The sequence below is a fragment of the Kitasatospora sp. NBC_01539 genome (assembly GCF_045040525.1).
In the GTDB taxonomy this organism is placed as follows: Bacteria; Actinomycetota; Actinomycetes; order Streptomycetales; family Streptomycetaceae; genus Kitasatospora.
In genome coordinates this window covers 5,405,830-5,429,546 of record NZ_CP109390.1, presented here as the reverse complement: position 1 = coordinate 5,429,546, position 23,717 = coordinate 5,405,830, and the positions used below count along the sequence as shown (strand labels likewise).

The following is a 23,717-nucleotide window of genomic DNA, read 5'->3' as shown; positions in this document are numbered from 1 at the left end:
CGGTGCAAGAGCCATGGTACGCGCTCGGCCCCGGGAGGGTCCAGCGCATTACCGCACGGCGGCGCGCGGGGGTACCCCCGGCGGTCAGCCGCCGCCGGCCCGCTGCTTGCGGCGCGCCGCGGCGATGGCGCGGTCCGACTCGCGGCGGTCCTGCTGCTCCCGCAGCGTCTGCCGCTTGTCGTACAGCTTCTTGCCGACCGCGAGCGCGAGCTCCAGCTTGACCCGGCCGTCCTTGAAGTAGAGGGAGAGCGGCACGAGCGTGTGGCCGGTCTCCTTCACCTTGGACTCCAGCTTGCGGATCTCCAGCTTGTGCAGCAGGAGCTTGCGCTTCCGCTTGGCCGAGTGGTTGGTCCACGTGCCCTGGGTGTACTCCGGGATGAACACGTTGTCGATCCAGGCCTCGTGGCCCTGGATGTACGCGTACCCGTCGACCAGGTTGGCACGGCCCTCGCGGAGCGACTTCACCTCGGTGCCGGTCAGCACCATGCCGCACTCGTAGGTGTCGACGATGGTGTACTCGTGCCGCGCCTTCTTGTTCTGCGCGATGAGCTTGTTGCCCTTTTCCTTTGCCATAGCGCCGACATTGTCGCATCCCGCCGCGGTGGTCGACAGTCCTTTTGGCCTCGGGGGCTCAGCGGCGCGTCCCGAGGCCGGCCAGGACGCGCAGGGCCAGCTCGTCGGCGGCCCCCGGCGCCGCGGCGACGTCCGGCTGCAGGCCGACGCCGTCCGGGGAGCGTCCCTCGGGCGTGTAGTAGCGGCCGACGGTGAGCTCGACCACACCGCCGTCGGCGAGCCGGCTGGGCTGCTGCACCGTGCCCTTGCCGAACGTCCGCGCGCCCACCAGGACGGCCCGGCAGCGGTCCTGCAGCGCGCCGGCGAGCAGTTCGGCGGCGCTCATCGTGCCGCCGTCCACGAGCACCACCAGCGGTGTCACGGTGTCGCCGCCCGCGGGGGCGGTCAGCTCGCGGCGCTCGCCGCGCGACTCGTACGCGGCGACCGCGCCGCCGTCGAGGAAGATCGAGGCGGTCCGCACCGCCTCGTCGACCAGGCCGCCGGAGTTGCCGCGCAGGTCGAGGACGACCGCCTGCGCGCCCTGGGCCGCCGCCCCGACCTGGGCGGCCACGCCGCTGGTGAAGCCGTGCACGGCGATCCGGACGACGCCGGGCGAGGGGTGGTCGACGGAGACCTCCTGGGCGGCGAGCACCGCGCGGCCGAGCACCAGCTCGCGCGGGGCGTCGGCGCCCCGGCGCACCGTGAGCTCGACCGTCCGCGACGCCGAGCGGGAGGCGGTCGGCGTCGCGGCCGCCCGGCCGCGCAGCCGGGCCACCACCTCGGTCACCGGCAGGCCGTCGGCCTGGGTGCCGTCCACGCTGAGCAGGCGGTCGCCGACGGCGATGCCGGCCTGCGCCGCGGGACCGCCGGGCTGCACGGCGGTGACCGAGGTCGCGCCGTCCCGGGTGCGGTCGACCGTCAGGCCGACGCCGAGGTAGCGGCCTCGGAGGAGTTCCGCGTACTCCTGCGGGCTGAGGTAGGCGGCCCAGCGGTCGCCGCTGGCGTCGACGAGCGCCTCGGCCTGCTGCGGGCTGAGGTCGGCGCCGGTGACGTCGCGGCCGGCCTTCAGCTGGGCGGCCGCGTCCATGGACGGCGCGGCCGGTACGGCCGCGGGCTCGCCCCAGGCGCCGGTGGCGGCGCCGGTGAACAGCACGGCGCCGAACACCAGGGTGAGCGTGGCCCCCTGGCGTACCCGACGTCGACTTCCCGGCATGCACCGGAGTCTAGGGTGCGGCACCCGGCGCGGGCGACGAAATGCCCGGCCCGGACGCCGCACGGCCCCGGACGGCGGGTGCCGTCCGGGGCCGTGCGGCGTGTCGGGGCGTCAGACCTTCAGGTACTTGCGGAGGGTGAAGAAGGCGGCGACGCCGGCCATCACCATGCCGACCACGACCAGCAGCGGGATGACCGTGAGCACCGACGAGAGGCCGATGAACTGGATGAACAGCACCCGCTTGGCCAGCCAGTGCTGCACGAAGAAGTGCCCGAGCAGCAGCAGGCCGGAGGCCATCACGGCACCCAGCAGGGCGGACACCGCGGCCTCGGCGATGAACGGCATCTGCACGTAGAAGTTGGAGGCGCCGACGAGACGCATGATGCCGGTCTCCCGGCGGCGGCTGAACGCGGACACCCGGACGGTGTTCACGATCAGCAGCAGTGCCACGAAGAGCATCAGCACCATGATCACGAACGCCGCCGTCTGCAGGCCGTTCAGCAGGCCGAAGAGGTTCTCCAGGATGCGCCGCTGGTCGTCGACCGACTTCACGCCGGGCTTGCCGGCGAACGCGCTCTGGATGACGTCGTACTTGGTCGGGTCGCTGAGCTTGACCCGCCACGACTGCGGCATCGCCTCCGGACCGACCGCCGCGAGCAGCGGGTTGTCCGGGTTCGACTCCTTCCAGTGCTTGTACGCCTCGGAGGAGGACTCCAGGGTCGCCTGCTGCACCAGCGGCTTCATCTTGTCGAGCTGGGCCTTCACGGCCGTGACCTGGTCGGCGGTGGCCGCCCCGCTCGCACACTGCGCGGACGCCGCGCCGTCGAACTTGGTGCAGAAGGAGATGCTGACCTCGACCTTGTCGTACCAGTACCCCTTCATCGAGTTGACCTGGTCGCGGACCAGGAGGCTGCCACCGGCGAGGGCGAGGGAGAGGGCGACACTGACGATGACCGCGATGGTCATCGTCAGGTTGCGGCGAAGGCCGATGCCGATCTCCGACAGGACGAACTGGGCGCGCATGCTTCTCTCAATCCAGGGTCAATGCAGGCAGGGCGGTCAGGCGTTACGGCGGCGACTAGTTCTGGTAGCCGTACACACCGCGGGCCTGGTCGCGGACCAGCAGGCCCTTGTCGAGCTCGATCACGCGCTTGCGCATCTGGTCGACGATGGCCTGGTCGTGCGTGGCCATCAGCACGGTGGTGCCCGTGCGGTTGATGCGGTCGAGAAGCTTCATGATGCCGACGGAGTTCTGCGGGTCGAGGTTTCCGGTCGGCTCGTCCGCGATCAGCAGCATCGGGCGGTTCACGAAGGCCCGGGCGATCGCCACGCGCTGCTGCTCACCACCGGAGAGCTCGCCGGGCATGCGGTCCTCCTTGCCGCCGAGGCCGACCAGGTCGAGCACCTCGGGCACCACCTTGGCGATGGCGCTCTTCGGCTTGCCGATGACCTCCAGGGCGAACGCCACGTTCTGCGCCACGGTCTTGTTCGGCAGCAGGCGGAAGTCCTGGAAGACGGTGCCCAGCTGGCGCCGCATGTGCGGCACCTTCCAGTTGGAGAGCTTGCCGAGGTCCTTGCCGAGCACGTGCACCGCACCGGTGCTCGGCCGCTCCTCGCGCAGGCACAGCCGGAGGAAGGTGGACTTGCCCGAGCCTGAGGAGCCGACGAGGAAGACGAACTCGCCCTTCTCGATCTCCAGCGAGACGTTGTCCAGGGCAGGACGGTTCTGCTTGGGATAGATCTTGGAGACGTTGTCGAATCTGATCACGGCTGCATCACGGAGGCCATCCTAGGTGGGTCCGTCCGCGCCCCGGGCCGGGAGCGGCGGTCGGAACGGCATCCTCCCCCACCGCTCCAGGTCTGGGACCATACGCGAACCACATGCCGACCTGCAGTCCCCGGTCGGGTACGGACCGCGATTTCGTAGGCGATTGACCCGATCTGTCCCGAAAAGGAGAGGCGGCGAGATGCGACCGATCTCACAGTCGGCCCCGGGAAGCCCGCCACTGCGGGCGCCGAGCGCCCGCGGACCTGGCACAGTGGAGGGACGGACCGGAACCATCGGCTCGTCCGGTGCGTTGGCAGTGACAGCAAGGAGGAGATCGCATGACCTGCGACCATCTGGTGTGCGCCAACTGCAACGGCCGCGTGAGCGAGGGCCGGTGCCCGGTGTGCCGCGCCAACCGGGCCCGGCTGCAGGAGCAGCAGGGTCCGTTCGCCGCACTGACCCCGGCTGCCCTGCTCGCCCTGCTGGTCGGGCTGTTCGCCGTGGTGCTCATCGCCCGGCAGGCGCTGGCCTGAGACGTTCGAAGGGCCCCGGAGCTCGAAGCTCCGGGGCCCTTTCGTCGTGCCGTCCCGCGGTGGCCGGTTCACCGCCCCGCGTCGCCCGTGCGGGCGGGGCCGCCTCCGGTGCCGTGCGCGACGGTCACCGGGGCCGGCCCGCGGACGGGCTTCAGCTCGCGGCCTCGCGCTGCTTGCGCCAGCGGATGCCGGCCTCGATGAAGCCGTCGATGTCGCCGTCCAGCACGTTCTGCGGGTTGCCCACCTCGTGCTCGGTGCGCAGGTCCTTCACCATCTGGTACGGGTGCAGCACGTAGGAGCGCATCTGGTTGCCCCAGGAGCTGCCGCCGTCCTTGAGCGCGTCCATCGCGGCGCGCTCCTCCTTGCGGCGCAGCTCCAGGAGCTTGGCCTGGAGGACGTTCATCGCCGACGCCTTGTTCTGGATCTGCGAGCGCTCGTTCTGGCAGGACACCACGGTGCCGGTCGGGAGGTGCGTGATGCGCACCGCCGAGTCGGTGGTGTTGACGCCCTGGCCGCCGGGGCCGGAGGCGCGGTACACGTCGATGCGCAGCTCGCCCTCGTCGATGTCGACGTGGTCGGACTGCTCGACGACCGGCAGCACCTCGACGCCCGCGAAGGACGTCTGGCGCCGGCCCTGGTTGTCGAACGGCGAGATCCGCACGAGGCGGTGGGTGCCCTGCTCGACGGAGAGCGTGCCGTAGGCGTACGGCGCCTTCACGGTGAAGGTCGCCGACTTGATGCCGGCCTCCTCCGCGTACGAGGTGTCGTAGACCTCGGTCGGGTAGCCGTGGCGCTCGGCCCAGCGCAGGTACATGCGCATCAGCTGCTCGGCGAAGTCGGCGGCGTCGACGCCGCCCGCCTCCGCGCGGATGTTGACGAGGGCCTCGCGGGCGTCGTACTCACCGGACAGGAGGGTGCGGACCTCCAGCTCCTGGACGGCCTTCTTGACCGACGCGAGCTCGCCCTCGGCCTCGGCGCGGGTGTCCGCGTCGGACTCGGCCTCGGCGAGCTCGAAGAGCACCGCGAGGTCCTCGACGCGACTGCGGAGGTTCTCGACCCGGCGCAGCTCGCCCTGGAGGAAGGAGAGCCGGCTCGTGACCTTCTGGGCGTTCGCGAGGTCGTCCCAGAGGTCGGGGGCCGCTGCCTCCTCCTCGAGGCGCGCGAGGTCGGCCCGGATCTTGTCCAGGTCGAGGACGGCCTCGATCGACCCCATGGTCGTTTCGAGGTTCTTGAGCTCTTCGGAAGGATCGACGGCTGCCACGCCTCCAGCGTAATGGTTCGCGGAGACGCTTCGGCTACACCGGGGGCACCCCGGGGGCCGCGGGGTCCTGCGGGGGCGCCCACCCGGCGGCCGCCGCGGACGTGCCGGACCCGCCGGACCCGTCCGGCTCGGCGGCGAACGCGCTGAACGCGGCGGCCGCACCGGCGAGCAGGAGCACGGTGGCGATCAGCACCGCCAGCATGCGGCGGCGGCGCACCAGCCGGCGGCGGCGGTGGCTGGTGACGGGGGCGGCCGAACGCTGGGCCCGGGACTCCGCGGCGTACGAGGCGAGCTCCTGCGCGGAGGGGCGGCGCAGGCTGGTGTGGGTGTCCCGGGTGGAGTCCGGCGTGGGGGCGGGCACGAGCGGGACGGCCGGGCCGCGCCGGCGGCGGTGGGCCCCGGACCCGGCGTCGGCCTCGGCGTACACGGCCTCGGCCGGGGTCGGCAGGTCGTCGGCGGGACTGCGCTGGGCGGGCACGGTGAGCGGCGGCAGCCCCGCCAGCACGGGCAGCTGCTCGCGCAGCCGGGCGGCGAGCTCGGAGGCGCGCAGCCGGGAGGCGGGGGCCTTGGCCAGGCACTCGGAGATGATCCGCCAGAGGCCGTCGGGCATGCCGGGCACCGGCGGGACGCTCTCGGTGACGTGCCGGCGCAGCACCGCGCCGGTGTGCCCGCCGCCGAAGGGCGTGAACCCGGCGAGGAGCTCGTAGAGCACGGTGGCGAGGGCGTAGATGTCGACGGCGGCGCGGGGCTCCAGGCCCTCGATGATCTCGGGGGCGAGGTAGTCGGGGGTGCCGATGATGCGGGTGGCGCGGGTGCGGCGGGGGGCGTCGACGAGGCGGGCGATGCCGAAGTCGGTGAGCTTGGCGCGGGGTGCGCCGCCGACGCCGGGCGGGGCGGCGAGGTCGAGCAGGACGTTCTCGGGCTTGACGTCGCGGTGCACGATGCCGGCGGCGTGGGCGGCCGCGAGGCCGTCGGCGACGTCGGCGATGACGGAGGCGGCGGCGAGCGGGTCGAGGACGCCCTCGCGCTCCAGCCGGGTGCGCAGGTCGGTGCCCTTGACGAGGTCCATGACGAGGGCGAGGTCGCTGCCGTCGACGACCATGTCGTGCACGCCGACGACCCGCGGGTGGTCGAGGCCGGTGAGGGCGGCGCGCTCCTGGACGAAGCGTCCGACCAGCACCTGGTCGGACGCGAGGTCCTCGCGCAGCAACTTGACGGCCACCGGCCCGTCCGGGCCCTCGCCCAGCCACACGGTGCCGGCCGATCCCCGGCCGATCACCTGGTGGACGGTGTAGCGGCTGCCGATCTTGCGTGCCAATGCTGCTCCGTGGGCTCGGTAGGTCGGTGCTCAGCGACCAACCTACGCGCCCGGGCGGCCTCCGGGGGGCGCCGGAGGCCGCTGGGAGAACGTCGCATGACGGAAAATTTGTGAATTGTCGACAAAGCGCCAAAATCACGGCCGGACGGACCGCCAGCCGGGCCGCCGGTTCACGGCGCACCGGCGCCGGTCACGGCGTACCGCCGCCGCCCAGGCCGTTGATCCAGTCGCTCACCTCGGTGAACCAGCCCTTCACGTTCTCCCAGTAGACGGGCAGGTCGGTGAAGTTCCAGAGCGCCGCGGCGGCGATCGCCAGGATCAGCAGCACCATCAGGCAGCCCTTGAGGCAGCCGAGGCCCGGGATGTACATCCGGTTCCGGCTGCGTCCGCGCGGCTCCCGGGCCGGGGCCGGCTCGCGGCGCTGCGGCGCGGGCGGCTCGGCCCGGCGCTGCGGGGCCGGCTCCTGGCGCCGCGCCGGGGCGGGCGGCTGGGGCTGCGGCGGCGGGTACGCCTGCGGCGCGGCCGGCTGCCGGCCGTACTGCGGCTGCTGGGGCTGCGGCGGCTGGCGGTAGCCCTGCGGGGGCTGCGGCTGCTGGGGCTGCGGCTGCCGGGCCTGGTACGGCGGCGGGGCCACCGGGGGCCGCTGGGCGTAGCCGCCCTGCCCGCGGCCCTGCGGGGGCTGCGGCGGCGGCTGCTGTCGGTGCGGCGGCTGGGGGTACTGCGGCTGCTGGGGCTGCTGCCGTCCGGGCCCGGCCTGGTACGGCTGCGGGGCCACCTGCGGGCGGTCCAGCTCCTCCGGGTCGTAGTAGCCGATCTGCGTCTGCTGGTTGCGGTCGCGGGCCGCCCGCATCTGGGTCTGCCACGGGTGCGGCGCCTCCGGGTCCGCGCCCGGCGCGGCCGGCGGGCCGGGCGGCACCGGCGGCATCACCCGGGTGCGGTCGCCACCGGCCGCGGGCGCCTGCGGCATCATCTGCGTGCGGTCCTCGGAGCCCGCCCCGACACCGGGGACGACCTGGGTCGCGGCGCCGGGGTCGAAACCGGGGTCGAAGCCCCGTGCGGGCAGCATCTGCGTCGCGTCCGCGGAGCCGGCCGGCACGGCGGCGGACGCCGCGGCAGCAGCGGCGGCTGCGGCCAGGGCCGGGTCGGGCAGCAGCAGGTCGCCGACGGCGAGGGCCTCCTCCACCGCCGCCGGGGAGGCGTGCACGCCGACGCCGGCGGCGACGACGCGCAGCGCCCGGGCGAGCGAGGTCGAGGTCGGGCGCTCGGCGGGGTTCTTGCGCAGGCAGCGCTCGATGACCGTCCAGAGCGGCTCCGGCATGGAGCGGGGCCGCTCCGGCTCCTGCGCCAGGTGGGCCTGGAGCACGGCCAGCGGCCCGTCGCCCTGGAACGGCGGACGGCCGGTGACCAGCTCGTACAGCATGATGCCGGCGCCGTAGACGTCGACGGCGGCGGTCTGCGGCCGTCCCTCCGCGGACTCCGGCGCGACGTACGTCGGCGTGCCGACGAACTCGTGCGTGCGCGTGATGCCCGGGGAGTCGGCGAGCCGCGCGATGCCGAAGTCGGTGAGCATTGGGTGCATCTGCTCGACGCCGTCCGCGGTGAGCGTGGTGGCGAGCAGCACGTTCGCGGGCTTGAGGTCGCGGTGCACGACGCCGTCGGCGTGGCTGACGGCCAGCGCGTCGGCGACCTGGGCCATCAGGAGCGACCCGGCGATCGGGCTGAGCGGCCCGTTCGAGCGCAGGTAGCGGTAGAGGTCGGGGCCCTCCACGAGGTCCATGACCAGCGCCAGGAGCTCGCCCTCCACCACGAGGTCGCGGACCCGCACGATGTTGGGGTGGGACAGCCGGAGCAGCACCGAGCGCTCGCGCAGGAAGCGCATCACGACGTCCGGGTCGGTGGCGAGCTCCTCGCGCAGCACCTTGACCGCCACGGCGCGGCCCGGTTCCATCCCGGGCACGACGGCGTCCTCGCGCACGCGGCCGCGGAAGACCGTGCCGGTGGCCCCACGCCCGAGGGTCTCCTCGATCAGATATTTGCTGCCGACGGGCCGCACCTGTGACTCCTGTGGTCGCTCGCCCCGCTGCCCGGTGGTCGGGCAGGGTGGCCACGTTTTCGGAAACTCTAACGGTGCCCGGCCGCGTTGCCGAGGCGATCACCCGGCGTGCTGGACGGAACTCTCCGGGCCGTTCCACCGGGGAAGACCCCCGTGACGTGCCGTCGGTTCCACCGGCGGGATCATCGCAAGATCGTCAAATCCGGTACCGTGCCCGGACTGTCGCTCCAGGGTGGCAGGATGGCAGGCACCACACGCGTGCAGAAGGGACCCGGGCGAGATGCAGATCCGGCTGACCGTCCTTCGACCGCGCGGCGGCGCGTCCGGTGCCGGGTCGTCCACGGACGTGCTGGTCACCGCGCCCGCCGGGACGGCGCTCGGCGCGGTCGCCGGGGCGCTCGCGGGCGCCGCGGGCGTGCGCGGGCCGCGGTCCGCCGCCCAGGTGCAGCTCTACGCCGGGGCGGAGCTCGTCGACGACCAGGCACTGCTCGGCCACCCGCCGCTGCTCGACGGCGCCGTCCTCTCCCTCGGCGAACCCGACCCGGACACCGAACCCGCCGACCTCCCCGTCGGCGCCGAGCTGCGCATCGTCGGCGGCCCCGCCGCCGGCGGCGTGCACCGCCTGCACGGCCGGGAGATCACCGTCGGCCGCTCCAGCGACGCCGACGTGCCCCTCGACGACCCGGACGTCTCCCGGCTCCACCTCTCCCTGCACCTCACCGACGACGGCGTCACCGTGCGCGACCTCGGCTCCACCAACGGCACCCGGCTGGACACCCGGTACCTGCGCGACGAGAGCGCCGACCTGCCCGACGGCGACCTCGTCCACCTCGGCGAGTCCACCCTGCAGATCGCCCGCCCCCGTACCGCGCCCGCCGCGGGCACCCCCCGCACCGCCGCACCGGACGGCGACGGCCACCTCCAGCTGCCCGACCGCCCCACCGCCCGCACCCCCGCCGCCGCCCCGCCCGCACCCGAGCCCGCACCGCAGGCACCCGGCCACCGCACCCGCGGGCTGCTCTCCCTGCGGCGCGGCCGCTCCGCCCCGGCCGAGCCCGCCCCCGAGGCGGCCGCCCGGCACGCGGCCGTCCGCGCCCACCAGGCCGCCGCCCGGCGCGAGCGCTGGCCCGACCCCGCGGTGCTCCTGCTGACCGCGCTCGGCCCCGGCCCCCGCCTGTGGGAGCGCACCCCCACCCACCCCGACGCACTCGCCGTCCGGCTCGGCACCGCCGACCGGCCCGGCGGCCCCGGCACCGCCCCGGGCACGCTGCTGCCCGCCGTGCCCGTCACCGTCGACCTGCAGGCCGCCGGCAGCCTCGGCCTCACCGGCCCGCGCGACCGGCTCACCGGCCTCGCCCGGGCCGTCCTCGCCCAGCTCGCCGTGCTGCACCCGCCCGGCGGCCTCGCCCTCGTGGTGGTCGCCGCCGACGAGCAGCGGGCCGCCGACTGGCACTGGACGATGTGGCTGCCGCACCTGCGCCCCGGCCACGGCCAGGACTGCCGGCTGCTCACCGCCTTCGACACCGAGCAGGCCGAGGCCCGGCTCACCGAACTGACCGCCGCCGCGGACGGCCCGGACGCCACCGTCGTCCTGGTCGACGGCGACCCCGGCACGCCCGCCGCCCGGGCCGCGCTCGGCCTGCTGCTGCGCCAGGGGCCCGCCGCCGGGGTCTTCGCGCTCTGCCTCGCGGCGAACCCCGAGGACCTCCCCGACGGCACCGGCGCCCGCGCCACCGTGACCGGCGAGGTCGGCACCCTCCTCACCGTCGACCTCGCCGTGGACGGCGCCCGCGAGCGGATCGAGGACGTCGCCCTCGACGCCGTGTCCGCCGCCTGGACCGAGCGGCTGGCGCGCGCCCTCGCCCCGCTGCGCGAGTCCGCCCCCGCCGCCCGCGGACCGCTGCCCGACGCCCTCCGCCTGCTCGACCTGCTGCGCCTGGAGGCCGTCACCCCCACGAAGCTCTCCGACCGCTGGGCGGCCCTGCCCGACGGCGCGGGCAGCGCCACCGCGCTTCTCGGCACCGGCCGCGACGGCGTGCTCACCCTCGACCTCGCCGGGTCGGACGAGCCCGCCCAGAACGGCCCGCACCTCCTCGTCGGTGGCGCGCCCGGCTCCGGCAAGACCGAGCTGCTCCGCACCCTGATCGCCTCCCTGGCCGTCGCCGAACGCCCCGAGCGGCTGGAGATCACGGTCATCGAGTCGCGCTCCCCCGCCGGCGGGGACGGTGCGGCGGGCCTGCGCGGCTGCACCGACCTGCCGCACGTCACCGCGCATCTCGACGCCGCCGCCGACCCCCGGCAGGCCCTGCTCACCGCCGAGGCCCTGCTGGACGAGCTGGCGCACCGCGAGGCGCTCCTCGACGGGCAGGACTTCACCGCCTGGCACACCGGCCGGATCCTCCGCAGGACCCCGGCGCTGGTCGCCGCCGGCGGTCCCGCCGCACCCGGCGCCCGCACGGCGGTGGTAGGCGAGCAGCGGCGCGCCGCCGACCACCCGGCCGACCTGCCCGGTGCCGCCGCACCCGGCGGCGACCACGGCGGCGGTCCGGGCCCGGCCCGGATGATCGTCATCGTCGACGACCTGGACGCGCTGTACGCCCCGACCTCGCCCGCCGGGCGGCCGCTGGCCCGCGCCCTCGGCGCGGTCGCGGAGCGCGGCGGGCGGCTCGGCATGCACGTGGTCGCCGCGACCGGCTCCCCCGAGCGCACCTCCGGCACGGAGATCGACGAGGCGGCACAGCTGCGGATCGCGCTCCGCACCGACCAGCCCGCCGAGTCCGACCAGCTCATCCACCTGCCGGACGCCGCCGCGGTGCCGGAGGACACTCCCGGCCGCGGCTACCTGCGGCGGCCGGACGGCGGTGTCACGGCCTTCCAGTCCGCCCGGGTCGGCGGCCGCATCCCGCGGACGTCCACCCTGCGTCCGACCGTCGTCGCGATCGACCCGCTGCAGCTCGGCGCCCCGCCGACCCGCCGGCCGGTCCGGGAGCTGGGCAACGGGCCCACCGACCTCGCCCTGCTGGCGAGCGCGCTGCAGCGGGCCGCGGCCCAGGGCTGACGCCGAGGCCGCCGCCCGGGGCGGCAGGGCCGGTCACGGCACGCCGCGAGGGCGGCACCGTCGGGTGACGGCGCCGCCCGGGGCGGCAGGGCCGGTCACGGCACGCCGCGAGGGCGGCACCGTCGGGTGACGGTGCCGCCCTCGCGGGGGGCCGGTCAGCGGCCGGCGCGCAGGAGGGTCCGGATGACCCGCATCGCGACGGAGAGGCTGGACAGCTCGTAGGTGTCGGAACCCCTTATGTCGTCGAGCGTGGTGCGCGCCCGGGTCAGCAGGGTGCCGTTGAGCTCGGCCCAGGCCTGGTAGCGGTCCTCCGGGGAGGATCCCTCGGGGCCGCAGGCGAGGACGTCGGCGGTCAGTGCGGAGTGTGCCGCGAAGAGGTCCTCGCGGATCGCCGCGCGGGCCATCGAGGACCACCGGTCGGTGCGGGGGAGCTCGATGATGCGGTCCAGCAGGTGGGTGATCTGCAGGCGGTCGGCGAGGTCGTAGTAGAGCTCGGCGACCTCCATGACGTCGGCCTCGGAGCGGTCCGCGACGCCGACGATGTCGAGGGTCGGGAAGGCCGAGGAGAGGCCGGCGATGCGGGTGGCCAGGTCGTCGGGGACGCCGGCCGCGGCCAGCTCCCGGTGGATCGACTCGAACCAGACGGCGTCCTCGCCGCGCAGCGGCTTGGGCAGGGAGTCCCAGACCTGGTTGACCCGGTCGTGGAAGAACGCGATGGTGCCGGCGATGTCGAGCGGCTGGCGCCGGTTGTTGAGCATCCAGCGGGTGGCGCGCTCGACGAGGCGGCGCACGTGCAGCCGCATCTTGGTCTGCACCCGGGCGGTCACCCGGGTGTCGAGCGCCTCGACGTCGTCCCAGAGCTGTTCCAGGCCGAAGACGGCGCGGGCCGCGGCGTGGGTGCGGGCGATCTCCTCCATGGTCGCGCCGGTCTCCTCGCGGAGCCGGAAGGCGAAGGTGCAGCCGCCGCGGTTGATCGTGTCGTTGACGATCAGGGTGGTGATGATCTCGCGGCGCAGCGGGTGCTGGTCGATCGCGTCGGCGAAGCGGGTCCGCAGGGCGGTCGGGAAGTACTGGTGGAGGGCGGCGCGGAAGTACGGGTCGTCGGGCAGTCCGGTGGCGAGCAGCTCGTCGGCCAGGGTGATCTTGGTGTAGGCGAGCAGCACGGACAGCTCGGGCTGGGAGAGCCCGCGGCCGGCCTGCTGGCGGTCGCGGATGAGCTTCTCGGCAGGCAGGAACTCCAGGGCCCGGTCGAGCTGTCCGGCGGCCTCCAGCCGGTTGATCATGCGGGCGTGCACGTTGACCATGCTGGGGGCCTGGGCGACGGCGTTGGCGAGCACGACGTTCTGCGCGTAGTTGTTGCGCAGCACGAGGTGGCCGACCTCGTCGGTCATCTCGGCGAGCAGGGCGTTGCGCTGCTTGACCGTCATGTCGCCGTCGGCGACGACCTGGTTGAGCAGGATCTTGATGTTGACCTCGTGGTCCGAGGTGTCGACGCCGGCCGAGTTGTCGATGGCGTCGGTGTTGATCCAGCCGCCGGTCTGGTCGGGGCCGCCGGCCGCGGCGAACTCGATGCGGCCGAGCTGGGTGCAGCCGAGGTTGCCGCCCTCGCCGATGACGCGGGCGCGGACGTCGCTGCCGTTGACGCGGATCGCGTCGTTGGCCTTGTCGCCGACCTCGGCGTTGGTCTCGGTGCTCGCCTTGACGTAGGTGCCGATGCCGCCGTTCCAGAACAGGTCGACGGGGGCCTGCAGGACGGCCTTCATCAGCTCGGCCGGAGTGATCTTGGCCTGGGCGATGCCGAGGCGTTCGCGCACCTGCGGGGAGAGCTGGATGGCCTTGGCCGTCCGCGGGAAGACGCCGCCGCCGGCGGAGACCAGCGAGCGGTCGTAGTCGTCCCAGGAGCTGCGCGGCAGGTCGAAGAGCCGGCGGCGCTCCGCGTACGAGACGGCGGCGTCCGGGTTCGGGTCGAGGAAGATGTGCCGGTGGTCGAAGGCCGCGACGAGGCGGATGTGCTCGCTGAGCAGCATGCCGTTGCCGAAGACGTCGCCGGACATGTCGCCGATGCCGACGACGGTGAAGTCCTCGGACTGCGTGTCGACGCCGAGTTCGCGGAAGTTGCGCTTGACGGACTCCCAGGCGCCGCGGGCGGTGATGCCCATGCCCTTGTGGTCGTAGCCCGCGGAGCCGCCGGAGGCGAACGCGTCGCCCAGCCAGAAGCCGTACGACTCGGCGACGCCGTTGGCGATGTCGGAGAAGGTGGCGGTGCCCTTGTCGGCGGCGACGACGAGGTACGTGTCGTCCTCGTCGTGGCGGACGACGTCGACGGGGTGGACGACCTCGCCGCCCTTGAGGTTGTCGGTGATGTCGAGCAGCGCCGAGATGAAGGTCTTGTACGAGGCGATGCCCTCGGCGAGCCAGGCGTCCCGGTCGACGGACGGGTCGGGGAGCTGCTTGGCGACGAAGCCGCCCTTGGCGCCGACCGGCACGATGACGGTGTTCTTGACCATCTGGGCCTTGACCAGGCCGAGGATCTCGGTGCGGAAGTCCTCGCGGCGGTCGGACCAGCGCAGGCCGCCGCGGGCGACCTTGCCGAAGCGCAGGTGCACGCCCTCGACGCGCGGCGAGTACACCCAGATCTCGAACGCCGGGCGCGGCGCCGGCAGGTCCGGGATGCCCTTCGGGTCGAGCTTCATCGACACGTAGGAGTGCCAGGAGCCGTCGTCTGCGTGCTGGAAGAAGTTGGTCCGCAGGGTGGCCTTGATGAGGTGCAGGAAGGAGCGCAGGATGCGGTCCTCGTCGAGCGAGGCGACCTCGTCGAGGGCGCCGTCCAGCTCCTCCATCAGCCCCTCGGTGAGCTCGGCGGAGCCGAGCCGGTGGCTGGGGCTGAGCCGGGCCTCGAAGAGGTTGACCAGCAGCCGGGTGGTGTGGGCGTTGTTGCGGAGCGCGTCCTCCATGTAGTCCTGGGAGAACGTGCTGCCGGCCTGCCGCAGGTACTTGGCGTAGGAGCGGAGCACCACGGCCTGGCGCCAGGTCAGCCCGGCGGTGAGGATCAGGCCGTTGAAGCCGTCGTTCTCGGCGCGGCCGGTCCAGGTGGCGGAGAACGCCTCCTGGAAGCGGTCGCGGGCCTCGTCGGTGAGGCCGGTGGCCTCGCGCAGCCGCAGGCCGAAGTCGTACACCCAGGCGGTGGTGCCGTCGGAGCGCTTCAGCGCGTACGGGTGCTCGTCGAGCACCTCGACGCCGAGGCGCTGCAGCACCGGCAGGACCTCGGTGAGCGAGATCGGGCCGCCGACGCGGTAGATCTTGAAGCGCCGCTCGTCGTCGCCCGCGCCGACCGGCTGGTAGAGGTTGAGGCGGAAGTCGCCCTCGCCGTGCAGCGACTCGATCTGCTTCAGGTCGGCGACGGCGGTGCGCGCGGTGAAGTCGGCGCGGTAGCCGTCGGGGAAGGCGTTGCCGTACCGGTGGGAGAGTTCGGCGGCGCGCTCCTCGCCGAGCTCGATGTGCAGCTGGTCGTGGAAGCCGTCCATCCAGAAGCGGGCGGCGTCGGCGAGCCGGGTCTCGATCCGCTCGACCTCGGCGTCGGTGAGCTGCGGCAGCGGGGTGCCGGGGGCGACCCGCACGACGAAGTGCAGGCGGGTGAGGACGGACTCGGTCGCGTAGACGGTGTAGTCGACCGTCTCGCCGTTGAGCTCCTCCTTGAGGAGGTCCATCAGGCGCAGCCGGATCCGCGTGGTGTAGCGGTCGCGCGGCAGGTAGACGAGCGCGGAGAAGTACCGCCCGTACTCGTCCTGGCGGAGGAACAGCCGCAGCCGGCGGCGCTCCTGCAGGTAGAGGACGTTGGTGGCGATGGTGAGGAGTTCCGCGGCCGGGGTCTGGAACATCTCGTCCCGGGGGAAGGTCTCCAGGATCTGCAGCAGGTCGCGGCCGTCGTGGCTCTCGTCGGAGAAGCCCGAGGTGACGATGACCTCCTGGACCTTGCGGCGGACGACCGGGATGCGGGTGACCGACTCGGTGTACGCGGCGGAGGAGAAGAGCCCGAGGAAGCGGCGCTCGCCGACGACCTCGCCGTTGGCGTCGAACTTCTTCACGCCGACGTAGTCGAGGTAGGCGGGGCGGTGCACGGTGGCCCGGCTGTTGGCCTTGGTGAGCACGAGGAGCTTCTTCTCGTGCGCCTTGGCGCGGACGGGCGCGGAGAGCCGCCCGAACGCCTCGCTGACCGGGTGGTGGTCGGTGTCGTGGCTGAACGGGTCGGCCCGCAGGATGCCGAGGCCGGTGCCGGCGACGGCCTTGAGCACCTCCTCGCCCTCGTGCTCGACGAGGTCGTACTCGCGGTAGCCGAGGAAGGTGAAGTGGTCGCCGGCGAGCCAGCGCATGAGCTCCCAGGCCTCGCCGACCTCCTGCTCGGGCAGGTGGGCCGGGGGCTGCTCGGCGAGCTCGTCGGCGAGACGGAGCGCGGAGTCGCGCATCTTCGTCCAGTCCTCGACGACCTCGCGGACGTCGCCGAGCACGCGGCGCAGGTTGGCCTCGATCGCGCGGAGGTCCTCGCGGTCGGTCTCGCGGTCGATCTCGATGTGCATCCACGACTCGACGACGGCGTCGGCGGGCCACTCGGCGCCGCCGGCCTGGCTGCGGGAGCAGGCGTCGACGTCGAGGATCTCCAGCAGCTTGCCGGTGATGTCACGGCGGACGGCGAGCTGGGGGTGGACGACGAGGTGGATCGCCCGGTCGAGGCGGGTCAGCTCGTTGGTGACCGAGTCGACGAGGAAGGGCATGTCGTCGGTGACGACCTCGACCACGGTGTGGCCGCAGGACCAGCCGTTCTCGTCGACGGAGGGGGTGTGCACCCGCACCTCGGCGGTGCCCTGGGGCCGCTTGAGTCCCAGCCGGTAGTGGGAGGCGGCCGCGCCGTACACGTCGACCGGGTCGCGGTCGACCAGGTCCTCGGGCGCGGTGTGGAGGTAGTAGTGGTGCAGGTACGCGGTCAGAGCTCCGTTGCTCAGACCCTCCCCCGGCGCCGCTCCCCCCACCTGGCTGTTCTCAGCGGCTGCTGCTGCCTTGGCGAGCAGTTCGGCCTTGGCTGCGTCCAGCTTGGTCTGCATGGCTTCTTTGGCTCCTGTCGCGCGCCGTTGCGTGACTCGGTGATGGCTTGGTGTGCACCGCCGGGTCCGTCCGCAATCCTCCCGCAGCGCCCGGACGAAAACCGCTCGTGCCACGCATGAGCGGCCCTGCGTCCGGGTACGACAAGACGTTTGGCCCGCGGGAGGAACCCGGCGACGCCAGTCAGCCTAACCGCATGAAACGAAGGTGTCAGGGGACACGGAGGAGCAATCCCGCAGGAAGCGCGCGCCCGAATGGACACCATGTCCAAACCGCCGGGCGTGCTCGTGTCAGCGCCTGTCAGGTGTTGCACGCCCGTCATCCTGCGTGCCGGCGAACGTCATCCGCCGGCCGCCGACCCCCCTCGGCGGGCACGGGACACCCCGACCGCCCGGCCGGCCCCGCCGACGCGGAACACCTCAGCCGGTGAGCTGCCCGGCCAGTGCGACGGCCTCCGCCAGCGAGTCCGCCACCGGCACGCCGACCGCCTCCAGCTTCTGCCGGGTGTGCGAGCCGCCCGCGTACAGCACCGCGTGGATGCCGGACTCCAGCGCCGCCTCCGCGTCGTCGACCGCATCGCCGATGAGCACCGTCCGGGCCGGGTCGAGCCCGGGGCCGAGCGCCGTCAGGTGCGCCGCCAGGAAACCGGCCTTGCGCCCGCCGGACGCCCCGGTGCGGCCGTCCACGCGGAGGAAGTGCCGGGTCAGCCCGAAGGCGTCCACCACCGGCACCAGCCGCTCGTGCTCGTACATCGACAGCAGCGACTGGCTGCGGCCCGGCCCGGCGCTCCAGCCGGTCAGCAGTTCGGGCACGCCCTCGGTCAGCCCGCAGGCGGGGCTCAGCTGCGTGTAGCGGTCGTGGAAGGCGCCGTCCAGGGCCTCCCACTCGGCCTGGCTCGGCACCCGGCCGAGCAGCCGCTGGTAGAAGCGGGGGATCGGGATCTCGTACTGCTCCCGGTACTCCTGCAGGCTCAGCGGCTGCAGCCCGACGGTCGCGAAGGCGGCGTTGCTGGCACCCAGCACGGCCTCCATGTCGTGGAAGAGCGTGCCGTTCCAGTCCCAGACGATGTGCGTGCGCATCCGGGCACGCTACCCGGCCCCGCCGACACTCAGGCCAGCAGGCCCGGGATCTCCTGCGTCGCGAACCAGAGCAGCTCGTGGTCCTCGGCGCCGTCGACGGCGAACTGTGCGTCCTCGTCGCCCTTGTCGGCCGCGCCGACCGCGTCGGCGGCCGCGGCGATGTCCGCCACCACGTCGGCGTCCGCGACGTCCGCGTGCACCGCGGCCGCCTTCACGAGCGGCACCGGGCCGTGCAGCACGACCCGGCCGAGCGAGGCCTGGTCCTGGTACTCGTCACCGGCGAACGCGCCGACCGCGGAGTCGGCGACCTCGACCGCCACCACCACCCGGCGGCGCGGCACCGACGGGTCGGCCGCCATCAGCCGCAGCGAGGCCTGACCGGCCCGGTTGAGGGCCGCGTACTCCAGCTCCTCCAGGTCGTCACTGACGTACCACTCGCGCAGTGCGGGCGTGACGGCGTACGCCGCCACCTGCTCCAGCACACCGCCGGGATGCGCCGCCGCCAGGCCGGTCAACGTGGTGGGCACGTACACACGCATCGGTGGCACTCCGATCTCGGTCGTGCGGGCCGTCGGGCCGCGCCCGCGGCGACCCCAGGATACGGGGCGGGTGATCGGCCCCGCGCCGCCCGCGGCCCCGCCCGCCCCCGCCGAGGGCCGGGCGCACCGTCCCCACCGGTCACCCGCGCCGCACCGGCCGCCCCCGCGACAGCGCCCGCACCGGTCACCCGCGCCGCGCCCGCCGCCTCAGCGCAGTGCGGCGAGCGCGGCCCGGCTGGTGCGCAGCGCCGACGCCAGGACCTCCGGCCGGCGGGACGGGTCCATCATGTTGGGCCCCATCACCGCGAGGTCGGCGGGCGTCGGCGCGAAGAGCTGCACCCGGGTGCCGGCCGAGCGCAGCGCACGGGCCTCCCGCATCATCTGCCGGGTGACCGTGCGCCGGTAGCGGCTGACCAGCTGGGCCAGCATGCCGCGGGGGCGGTCGCGCCGGCGCCACTCCTGCAGGGCGGCCGCCGCGCCGCGGGCCGGCTCGGTGCTCCCGGGCGGGTGCAGTCGCAGGGCCATCGGCGCGAGCACGTAGATCTCGTCGAGGCCGCGGCCGGCCATCAGGTCGGCGTTGGTGGCCGACCAGCAGCCGCCGTCGACGTACGGCGCGCCCGCGACCTCGACCGGGGCGAACCATCCGGGGATCGCACAGGACGCCATGACCGCGTCGGCCATCTCCGCGGGCGGCGCCCCGGCGTCGCCGAACGCCACCCGGCGGCCGCTGCGGTAGTCCACCGCGACCACCCGCAGCGGCGAGTCCTCGGCCCAGCCGTCCCCCTCGGAGAGCGCACGCACCAGGTCGCCCACCGCGGCGACCGAGCCTCGGCCCGGCGGCACCATCGCCGAGACCATGGTGAGGAAGGGGTAGTCGCGCGGATGCCGGACGGCGTCCCGCAGCAGGCCGGGCGAGCCGATGCCGGCGGCCGGCCGGGGCGGCAGGGCGCCGCCCGCGGCGGTGGCGTAGTCGAAGTCGACCCCGGCCAGCGGGCCGGAGGTGATCGGGAGGCCGTTCTGGTGGTCCCTGAGCTGTCCGGCCTCGGCACCCGCGGCGAGCAGGGCGCCGAGGATCGCGCCCGCGGACGTCCCGAGGATGACGTCGGCGCCGCCGGGCCGCCAGCCGGTGGCCTCCTCGATGGCGCACAGCGCGCCCACCGTCCACGCGGCGCCGAGCATGCCGCCGCCACCGAGCACCAGCCCGCGCCGCGGGCCGTCCGCACCGGCTGCGGCCACCGGTCCGTCGCCGGTGGACACTTCGGTCGCCATGCCGCCTCCCTGGGGTCACCTGGAGGCGATCCTCCGCCCTACCCGAGGGTAGGGCGGGGCGTGCAACGGCCTCGCAACGCACAATTTTCCCGGCGTGTCCGTACCCCTTCGTGCACCTCCCGACGGCCCCGCACGTCAACGCACCGCCACCCGGACCGGTCCGACCGGCCCGGCGCCCCAGCGAATTTCACCCGGATAGGTGACATCGCCGACGACTCGCCACGCCCTGCGGGCGGTCCTTGAGGACGGCGGACAGCCCCGGTAGCAAGGGGCACGACAGCCCCGCCGGAGCAGCCGAGCCCGACAGGAGGTCGGTCGACCATGGCCGAGCACCGCATCCCCGCCACCGCCACCGCCCTCTCCCCCGCACCCCTGCCCGCCCCCGTCCCCGCCGTCCCTGCCGTACCCGCCGAGATCGCCGTGCCCGCCGAGATCGCGCCCGCGGCCGGCCGGGCGGTGCCGCTGATCCGGCCGCTGGTGCACGTCCCCGGCCGCCCGCAGCCGCGTCGCCCGGTCCGGGCCGTGCACCCGGGCCGCAGGCCGGCCGCACACGGATCCGGGCACGGGCACGGGCACGAACAGGGGCAGGGACAGGGGCAGGGGCACCCGCGGTACCACCGGGCGGCGCTCGAACCGCGGGTGCCGCGGCACCCGCGGGCCGGTTGCGCGCCGTCGCACGGCGCCGGCCAGGGCGATGTCGCGGCGCGGTTCGCCCACCGGCTCGTGGAGGTGCTCACCGGGGTCCGCCCGGTCGGGCAGCTCCAGCGGCACACGACGCTGCAGGCCTACCAGCAGCTCACCGCGCTCGTCAGGGGCGGCCCGCTTCGCCCGCGCGGCTCGGCGCCGCGGACCCGGCTGGGCCGGGTGTACGACTCCGCTCCGGGGCCCGGCGCGCTGGAGGTGTGCGTCCGGGTGGAGTTCGGGCCGCGCCACCACATGGTGGCGTTCCGGCTGGAGCGGCACCGGCGCACCGAGCAGTGGCAGTGCGCGGCGGTGGAGTCCCGCTGACGTCCGGCCGCGGCGGCCCGGCACACGGCAGGGCGCCGCCACCCGGTGCGGGTGGCGGCGCCCTGTGGTGCGTGACCGGTCAGGCCTTGCGGCGGCGGCCCTTGGTCGACTTCGCGGCCTTGCGGCGCTCGGCGCGGGTGAGGCCGTCGCCCTCGTCCGCGACGCCGTCCTCGAAGTCGCCCTCGATGACCGTGTCGTCGCCGTCGACGGTCGGCGCGGTGTAGTGCAGCCGCTGCCGGACGGGGGCCTCCAGGCCCTTGGCCTTGATCTCGGGGCGGGCGTCGGTCTTGTCGAGCTGCACCGCGTCCTCGGGCACGGGCACCTCCTCGACCTGCTGCTCGACCTGGACCTCCAGGTTGAACAGGTAGCCGACGGACTCCTCCTTGATGCCCTCCATCATCGCGGAGAACATGTCGAAGCCCTCGCGCTGGTACTCGACCAGCGGGTCGCGCTGCGCGTAGGCCCGCAGGGCGATGCCCTCCTGCAGGTAGTCCATCTCGTAGAGGTGCTCGCGCCAGCGGCGGTCCAGCACCGACAGGACGACGCGGCGCTCCAGCTCCCGCATGATCTGCTCGCCGAGCTGGTCCTCGCGGGCGCCGTACTGGGCCTGGACGTCCTCCTGGAGCACCTTGGTGAGGAACTCGGGGGTGAGGCCGGCCTGGCCGCCCGCCTCCTCCTCCAGCTCGTCCAGGTCGAGGGTGACGGGGTAGAGCTGGCGCAGGGCCGTCCACAGCTTCTCGAGGTCCCAGTCGTCCTCGAAGCCCTCGCCGGTCGCGGCGGTGACGTACGCCTCGACGGTGTCGTCCATGAAGTGGCCGACCTGCTCCTGCAGGTCCTCGCCCTCCAGGACGCGGCGGCGCTCGCCGTAGATGACCTCGCGCTGGCGGTTGAGGACCTCGTCGTACTTGAGGACGTTCTTGCGGATCTCGAAGTTCTGCTGCTCGACCTGGGTCTGCGCGGAGGCGATCGCGCGGGTGACCATCTTCGACTCGATCGGCACGTCCTCGGGCACGTTGGCCATCGACAGGACGCGCTCGACCATGCCGGCCTTGAAGAGGCGCATCAGGTCGTCGCCGAGCGACAGGTAGAAGCGGGACTCGCCCGGGTCGCCCTGGCGGCCGGAGCGGCCGCGCAGCTGGTTGTCGATCCGGCGGGACTCGTGGCGCTCGGTGCCGAGCACGTAGAGGCCGCCCAGTCCCTGGACCTCCTCCTGCTCGGCCTTGACCGCCTCCTTGGCCTTGTCGAGGGCGCTCGGGAACGCCGACTCGTACTCCTCCGGGGTGTCCTCCGGGGTGAGGCCGCGCTGCGCCAGCTCGGCGGCCGCGAGGTGGTCGGGGTTGCCGCCGAGCATGATGTCGGTGCCGCGGCCGGCCATGTTGGTGGCGACGGTGACGGCGCCCTTGCGGCCGGCCTGCGCGACGATCTGCGCCTCGCGCTCGTGCTGCTTGGCGTTCAGCACCTCGTGCGGGATGCCGCGCTTGCGCAGCTCCTGGGAGAGGTACTCGGACTTCTCGACCGACACGGTGCCGACCAGCACCGGCTGGCCCTTCTCGTGCTTCTCGGCGATGTCCTCGACGACGGCCGCGAACTTCGCCGGCTCCGACTTGTAGATGAGGTCGGGCTGGTCGATGCGCTTGGGCGACTTGTTGGTCGGGATCGGCACGACGCCGAGCTTGTAGATCTGGTGGAACTCGGCGGCCTCGGTGGTGCCGGTACCGGTCATGCCCGAGAGCTTGTCGTACAGGCGGAAGAAGTTCTGCAGGGTGATGGTGGCCAGCGTCTGGTTCTCGTTCTGGACCTCCACCCCCTCCTTCGCCTCGATCGCCTGGTGCATGCCCTCGTTGTAGCGGCGGCCGGCGAGGATACGGCCGGTGTGCTCGTCGACGATCATGACCTCGCCGTCGATGACGACGTAGTCCTTGTCCGCCTTGTAGAGCTCCTTCGCCTTGATGGCGTTGTTGAGGAAGCCCACCAGCGGGGTGTTGACCGACTCGTAGAGGTTGTCGATGCCGAGGTAGTCCTCGACGCGGCCGACGCCCTCCTCCAGCACGCCGACGGTGCGCTTCTTCTCGTCGACCTCGTAGTCGCGCTCGCGCTTGAGGCGGACGACCAGCTTCGCGAAGTCGCTGTACCACTTGGTGGCCTGGTCGGCCGGACCCGAGATGATGAGCGGCGTGCGCGCCTCGTCGATGAGGATCGAGTCGACCTCGTCGACGATCGCGAAGTTGTGGCCGCGCTGGACGAGTTCGTCCTGCGCCCAGGCCATGTTGTCGCGGAGGTAGTCGAAGCCGAACTCGTTGTTGGTGCCGTACGTGATGTCCATGCCGTACTGGCGCTTGCGCTCGGCCGGCGACATGTTCGCCAGGATCACGCCGACCTCGAGGCCGAGGAAGCGGTGCACCCGGCCCATCCACTCCGAGTCGCGCTCGGCGAGGTAGTCGTTGACGGTGATCAGGTGGACGCCCTTGCCGGTCAGCGCGTTGAGGTACGCGGGCAGGGTGCCGACCAGGGTCTTGCCCTCACCGGTGCGCATCTCGGCCACGAAGCCGAGGTGCAGCGCCGCGCCGCCCATGATCTGGACGTCGTAGTGGCGCTGGCCGAGCACGCGCTTGGCGGCCTCACGGATGGTGGCGAAGGCCTCGGGGAGGATGTCGTCCAGCGATTCGCCGTCGGCGATGCGGGCCTTGTACTCGTCGGTCAGCGCGCGCAGTTCGTCGTCGGTGAGGTTGACGAAGTCCTCTTCGATCGAGTTTACCTGGGCGGCAATCCGCTGCAGCTTGCGAAGGATCTTTCCTTCGCCTGCGCGCAGGATCTTGTCGAAGACGGACACGTGAGCGGGCTCCTTGCCTGGATCGGCTCTGGATAACAGTCGGCGAGACCTACCCCACCGTACGGGCCATCGTATGCGAGGAGGCCGAGCCCCCGGGAGGTCCGTCAGCACGGTATTCCTGTGTCACCCGCCCGGGCAAAGC

The 23,717-nt window shown here is 73.6% G+C and carries 15 protein-coding genes; 3 read left to right on the top strand and 12 right to left on the bottom strand.

What is annotated here, in order from left to right:
- Nucleotides 1-84: 84 nt before the first annotated feature.
- The 4 genes from smpB to ftsE all read right to left on the bottom strand — a co-directional run bounded on the left by smpB (nucleotide 85) and on the right by ftsE (nucleotide 3,533).
- A complete protein-coding gene (gene smpB / locus OG335_RS23530; RefSeq protein ID WP_405013105.1) occupies nucleotides 85-573 on the bottom strand; it encodes an SsrA-binding protein SmpB in 489 nt (162 codons plus the stop codon).
- Between the two features lie 58 nt (nucleotides 574-631).
- The gene (locus tag OG335_RS23525; RefSeq protein ID WP_405013104.1) at nucleotides 632-1,765 is read right to left on the bottom strand and encodes a S41 family peptidase; all 1,134 of its coding nucleotides are present in this window, start codon (nucleotides 1,763-1,765) and stop codon (nucleotides 632-634) included.
- 111 nt (nucleotides 1,766-1,876) lie between these two features.
- Nucleotides 1,877-2,788, bottom strand: a complete 912-nt coding sequence (ftsX, locus tag OG335_RS23520) for a permease-like cell division protein FtsX (RefSeq protein WP_405013103.1) — start codon at nucleotides 2,786-2,788, stop codon at nucleotides 1,877-1,879.
- A gap of 55 nt (nucleotides 2,789-2,843) precedes the next feature.
- The gene (gene ftsE, locus OG335_RS23515) at nucleotides 2,844-3,533 is read right to left on the bottom strand and encodes a cell division ATP-binding protein FtsE (RefSeq protein WP_405013102.1); all 690 of its coding nucleotides are present in this window, start codon (nucleotides 3,531-3,533) and stop codon (nucleotides 2,844-2,846) included.
- Nucleotides 3,534-3,871: 338 nt separating this feature from the next.
- Between ftsE and OG335_RS23510 the strand changes: the two genes are divergently transcribed.
- Nucleotides 3,872-4,066 carry a hypothetical protein gene (locus OG335_RS23510; protein ID WP_405013101.1) on the top strand — a complete coding sequence of 65 codons (195 nt, stop codon included), beginning with the start codon at nucleotides 3,872-3,874 and terminating at the stop codon, nucleotides 4,064-4,066.
- Between the two features lie 151 nt (nucleotides 4,067-4,217).
- Here the strand turns inward: OG335_RS23510 and prfB are convergent, their stop codons facing one another.
- The 3 genes from prfB to OG335_RS23495 all read right to left on the bottom strand — a co-directional run bounded on the left by prfB (nucleotide 4,218) and on the right by OG335_RS23495 (nucleotide 8,698).
- On the bottom strand, nucleotides 4,218-5,327 hold the full coding sequence (prfB, locus tag OG335_RS23505; RefSeq protein WP_405013100.1) for a peptide chain release factor 2: 1,110 nt from the start codon (nucleotides 5,325-5,327) through the stop codon (nucleotides 4,218-4,220).
- Between the two features lie 34 nt (nucleotides 5,328-5,361).
- A complete protein-coding gene (locus tag OG335_RS23500; RefSeq protein ID WP_405013099.1) occupies nucleotides 5,362-6,645 on the bottom strand; it encodes a serine/threonine-protein kinase in 1,284 nt (427 codons plus the stop codon).
- 190 nt (nucleotides 6,646-6,835) lie between these two features.
- Nucleotides 6,836-8,698, bottom strand: a complete 1,863-nt coding sequence (locus tag OG335_RS23495; protein WP_405013098.1) for a serine/threonine-protein kinase — start codon at nucleotides 8,696-8,698, stop codon at nucleotides 6,836-6,838.
- Between the two features lie 280 nt (nucleotides 8,699-8,978).
- Here OG335_RS23495 and OG335_RS23490 point away from each other — a divergent pair, with 280 nt between their 5' ends.
- Nucleotides 8,979-11,756, top strand: coding sequence for an FHA domain-containing protein (locus tag OG335_RS23490; protein ID WP_405013097.1), 2,778 nt, complete (start codon nucleotides 8,979-8,981; stop codon nucleotides 11,754-11,756).
- A gap of 155 nt (nucleotides 11,757-11,911) precedes the next feature.
- Here the strand turns inward: OG335_RS23490 and OG335_RS23485 are convergent, their stop codons facing one another.
- From OG335_RS23485 to OG335_RS23470, 4 genes are all read right to left on the bottom strand, one after another.
- Nucleotides 11,912-16,852 carry an NAD-glutamate dehydrogenase gene (locus OG335_RS23485; RefSeq protein ID WP_405013096.1) on the bottom strand — a complete coding sequence of 1,647 codons (4,941 nt, stop codon included), beginning with the start codon at nucleotides 16,850-16,852 and terminating at the stop codon, nucleotides 11,912-11,914.
- Nucleotides 16,853-17,269: 417 nt separating this feature from the next.
- A complete protein-coding gene (locus OG335_RS23480) occupies nucleotides 17,270-17,929 on the bottom strand; it encodes an HAD family hydrolase (protein WP_405013095.1) in 660 nt (219 codons plus the stop codon).
- 29 nt (nucleotides 17,930-17,958) lie between these two features.
- On the bottom strand, nucleotides 17,959-18,468 hold the full coding sequence (locus OG335_RS23475) for a DUF6912 family protein (protein WP_405013094.1): 510 nt from the start codon (nucleotides 18,466-18,468) through the stop codon (nucleotides 17,959-17,961).
- 207 nt (nucleotides 18,469-18,675) lie between these two features.
- Nucleotides 18,676-19,737: a patatin-like phospholipase family protein gene (locus tag OG335_RS23470; RefSeq protein ID WP_405013093.1), complete on the bottom strand. Its 1,062-nt coding sequence runs from the start codon at nucleotides 19,735-19,737 to the stop codon at nucleotides 18,676-18,678.
- 321 nt (nucleotides 19,738-20,058) lie between these two features.
- Here OG335_RS23470 and OG335_RS23465 point away from each other — a divergent pair, with 321 nt between their 5' ends.
- Nucleotides 20,059-20,745 carry an Rv3235 family protein gene (locus OG335_RS23465; RefSeq protein WP_405013092.1) on the top strand — a complete coding sequence of 229 codons (687 nt, stop codon included), beginning with the start codon at nucleotides 20,059-20,061 and terminating at the stop codon, nucleotides 20,743-20,745.
- Between the two features lie 79 nt (nucleotides 20,746-20,824).
- On the opposite strand, the gene secA is transcribed toward OG335_RS23465, so the two are convergent.
- Nucleotides 20,825-23,575, bottom strand: a complete 2,751-nt coding sequence (gene secA / locus OG335_RS23460; RefSeq protein WP_405013091.1) for a preprotein translocase subunit SecA — start codon at nucleotides 23,573-23,575, stop codon at nucleotides 20,825-20,827.
- Between the last annotated feature and the right edge of the window lie 142 nt (nucleotides 23,576-23,717).

What these genes read in the sequence shown, in the direction of transcription:
- smpB (WP_405013105.1), bottom strand. Translation starts at nt 573, where the DNA reads ATGGCAAAGGAAAAGGGCAACAAGCTCATCGCGCAGAACAAGAAGGCG.
- OG335_RS23525 (WP_405013104.1), bottom strand. Translation starts at nt 1,765, where the DNA reads ATGCCGGGAAGTCGACGTCGGGTACGCCAGGGGGCCACGCTCACCCTG.
- ftsX (WP_405013103.1), bottom strand. Translation starts at nt 2,788, where the DNA reads ATGCGCGCCCAGTTCGTCCTGTCGGAGATCGGCATCGGCCTTCGCCGC.
- OG335_RS23510 (WP_405013101.1), top strand. Translation starts at nt 3,872, where the DNA reads ATGACCTGCGACCATCTGGTGTGCGCCAACTGCAACGGCCGCGTGAGC.
- OG335_RS23490 (WP_405013097.1), top strand. Translation starts at nt 8,979, where the DNA reads ATGCAGATCCGGCTGACCGTCCTTCGACCGCGCGGCGGCGCGTCCGGT.
- OG335_RS23485 (WP_405013096.1), bottom strand. Translation starts at nt 16,852, where the DNA reads ATGCAGACCAAGCTGGACGCAGCCAAGGCCGAACTGCTCGCCAAGGCA.
- OG335_RS23480 (WP_405013095.1), bottom strand. Translation starts at nt 17,929, where the DNA reads ATGCGCACGCACATCGTCTGGGACTGGAACGGCACGCTCTTCCACGAC.
- OG335_RS23475 (WP_405013094.1), bottom strand. Translation starts at nt 18,468, where the DNA reads ATGCGTGTGTACGTGCCCACCACGTTGACCGGCCTGGCGGCGGCGCAT.
- OG335_RS23470 (WP_405013093.1), bottom strand. Translation starts at nt 19,737, where the DNA reads ATGGCGACCGAAGTGTCCACCGGCGACGGACCGGTGGCCGCAGCCGGT.
- OG335_RS23465 (WP_405013092.1), top strand. Translation starts at nt 20,059, where the DNA reads ATGGCCGAGCACCGCATCCCCGCCACCGCCACCGCCCTCTCCCCCGCA.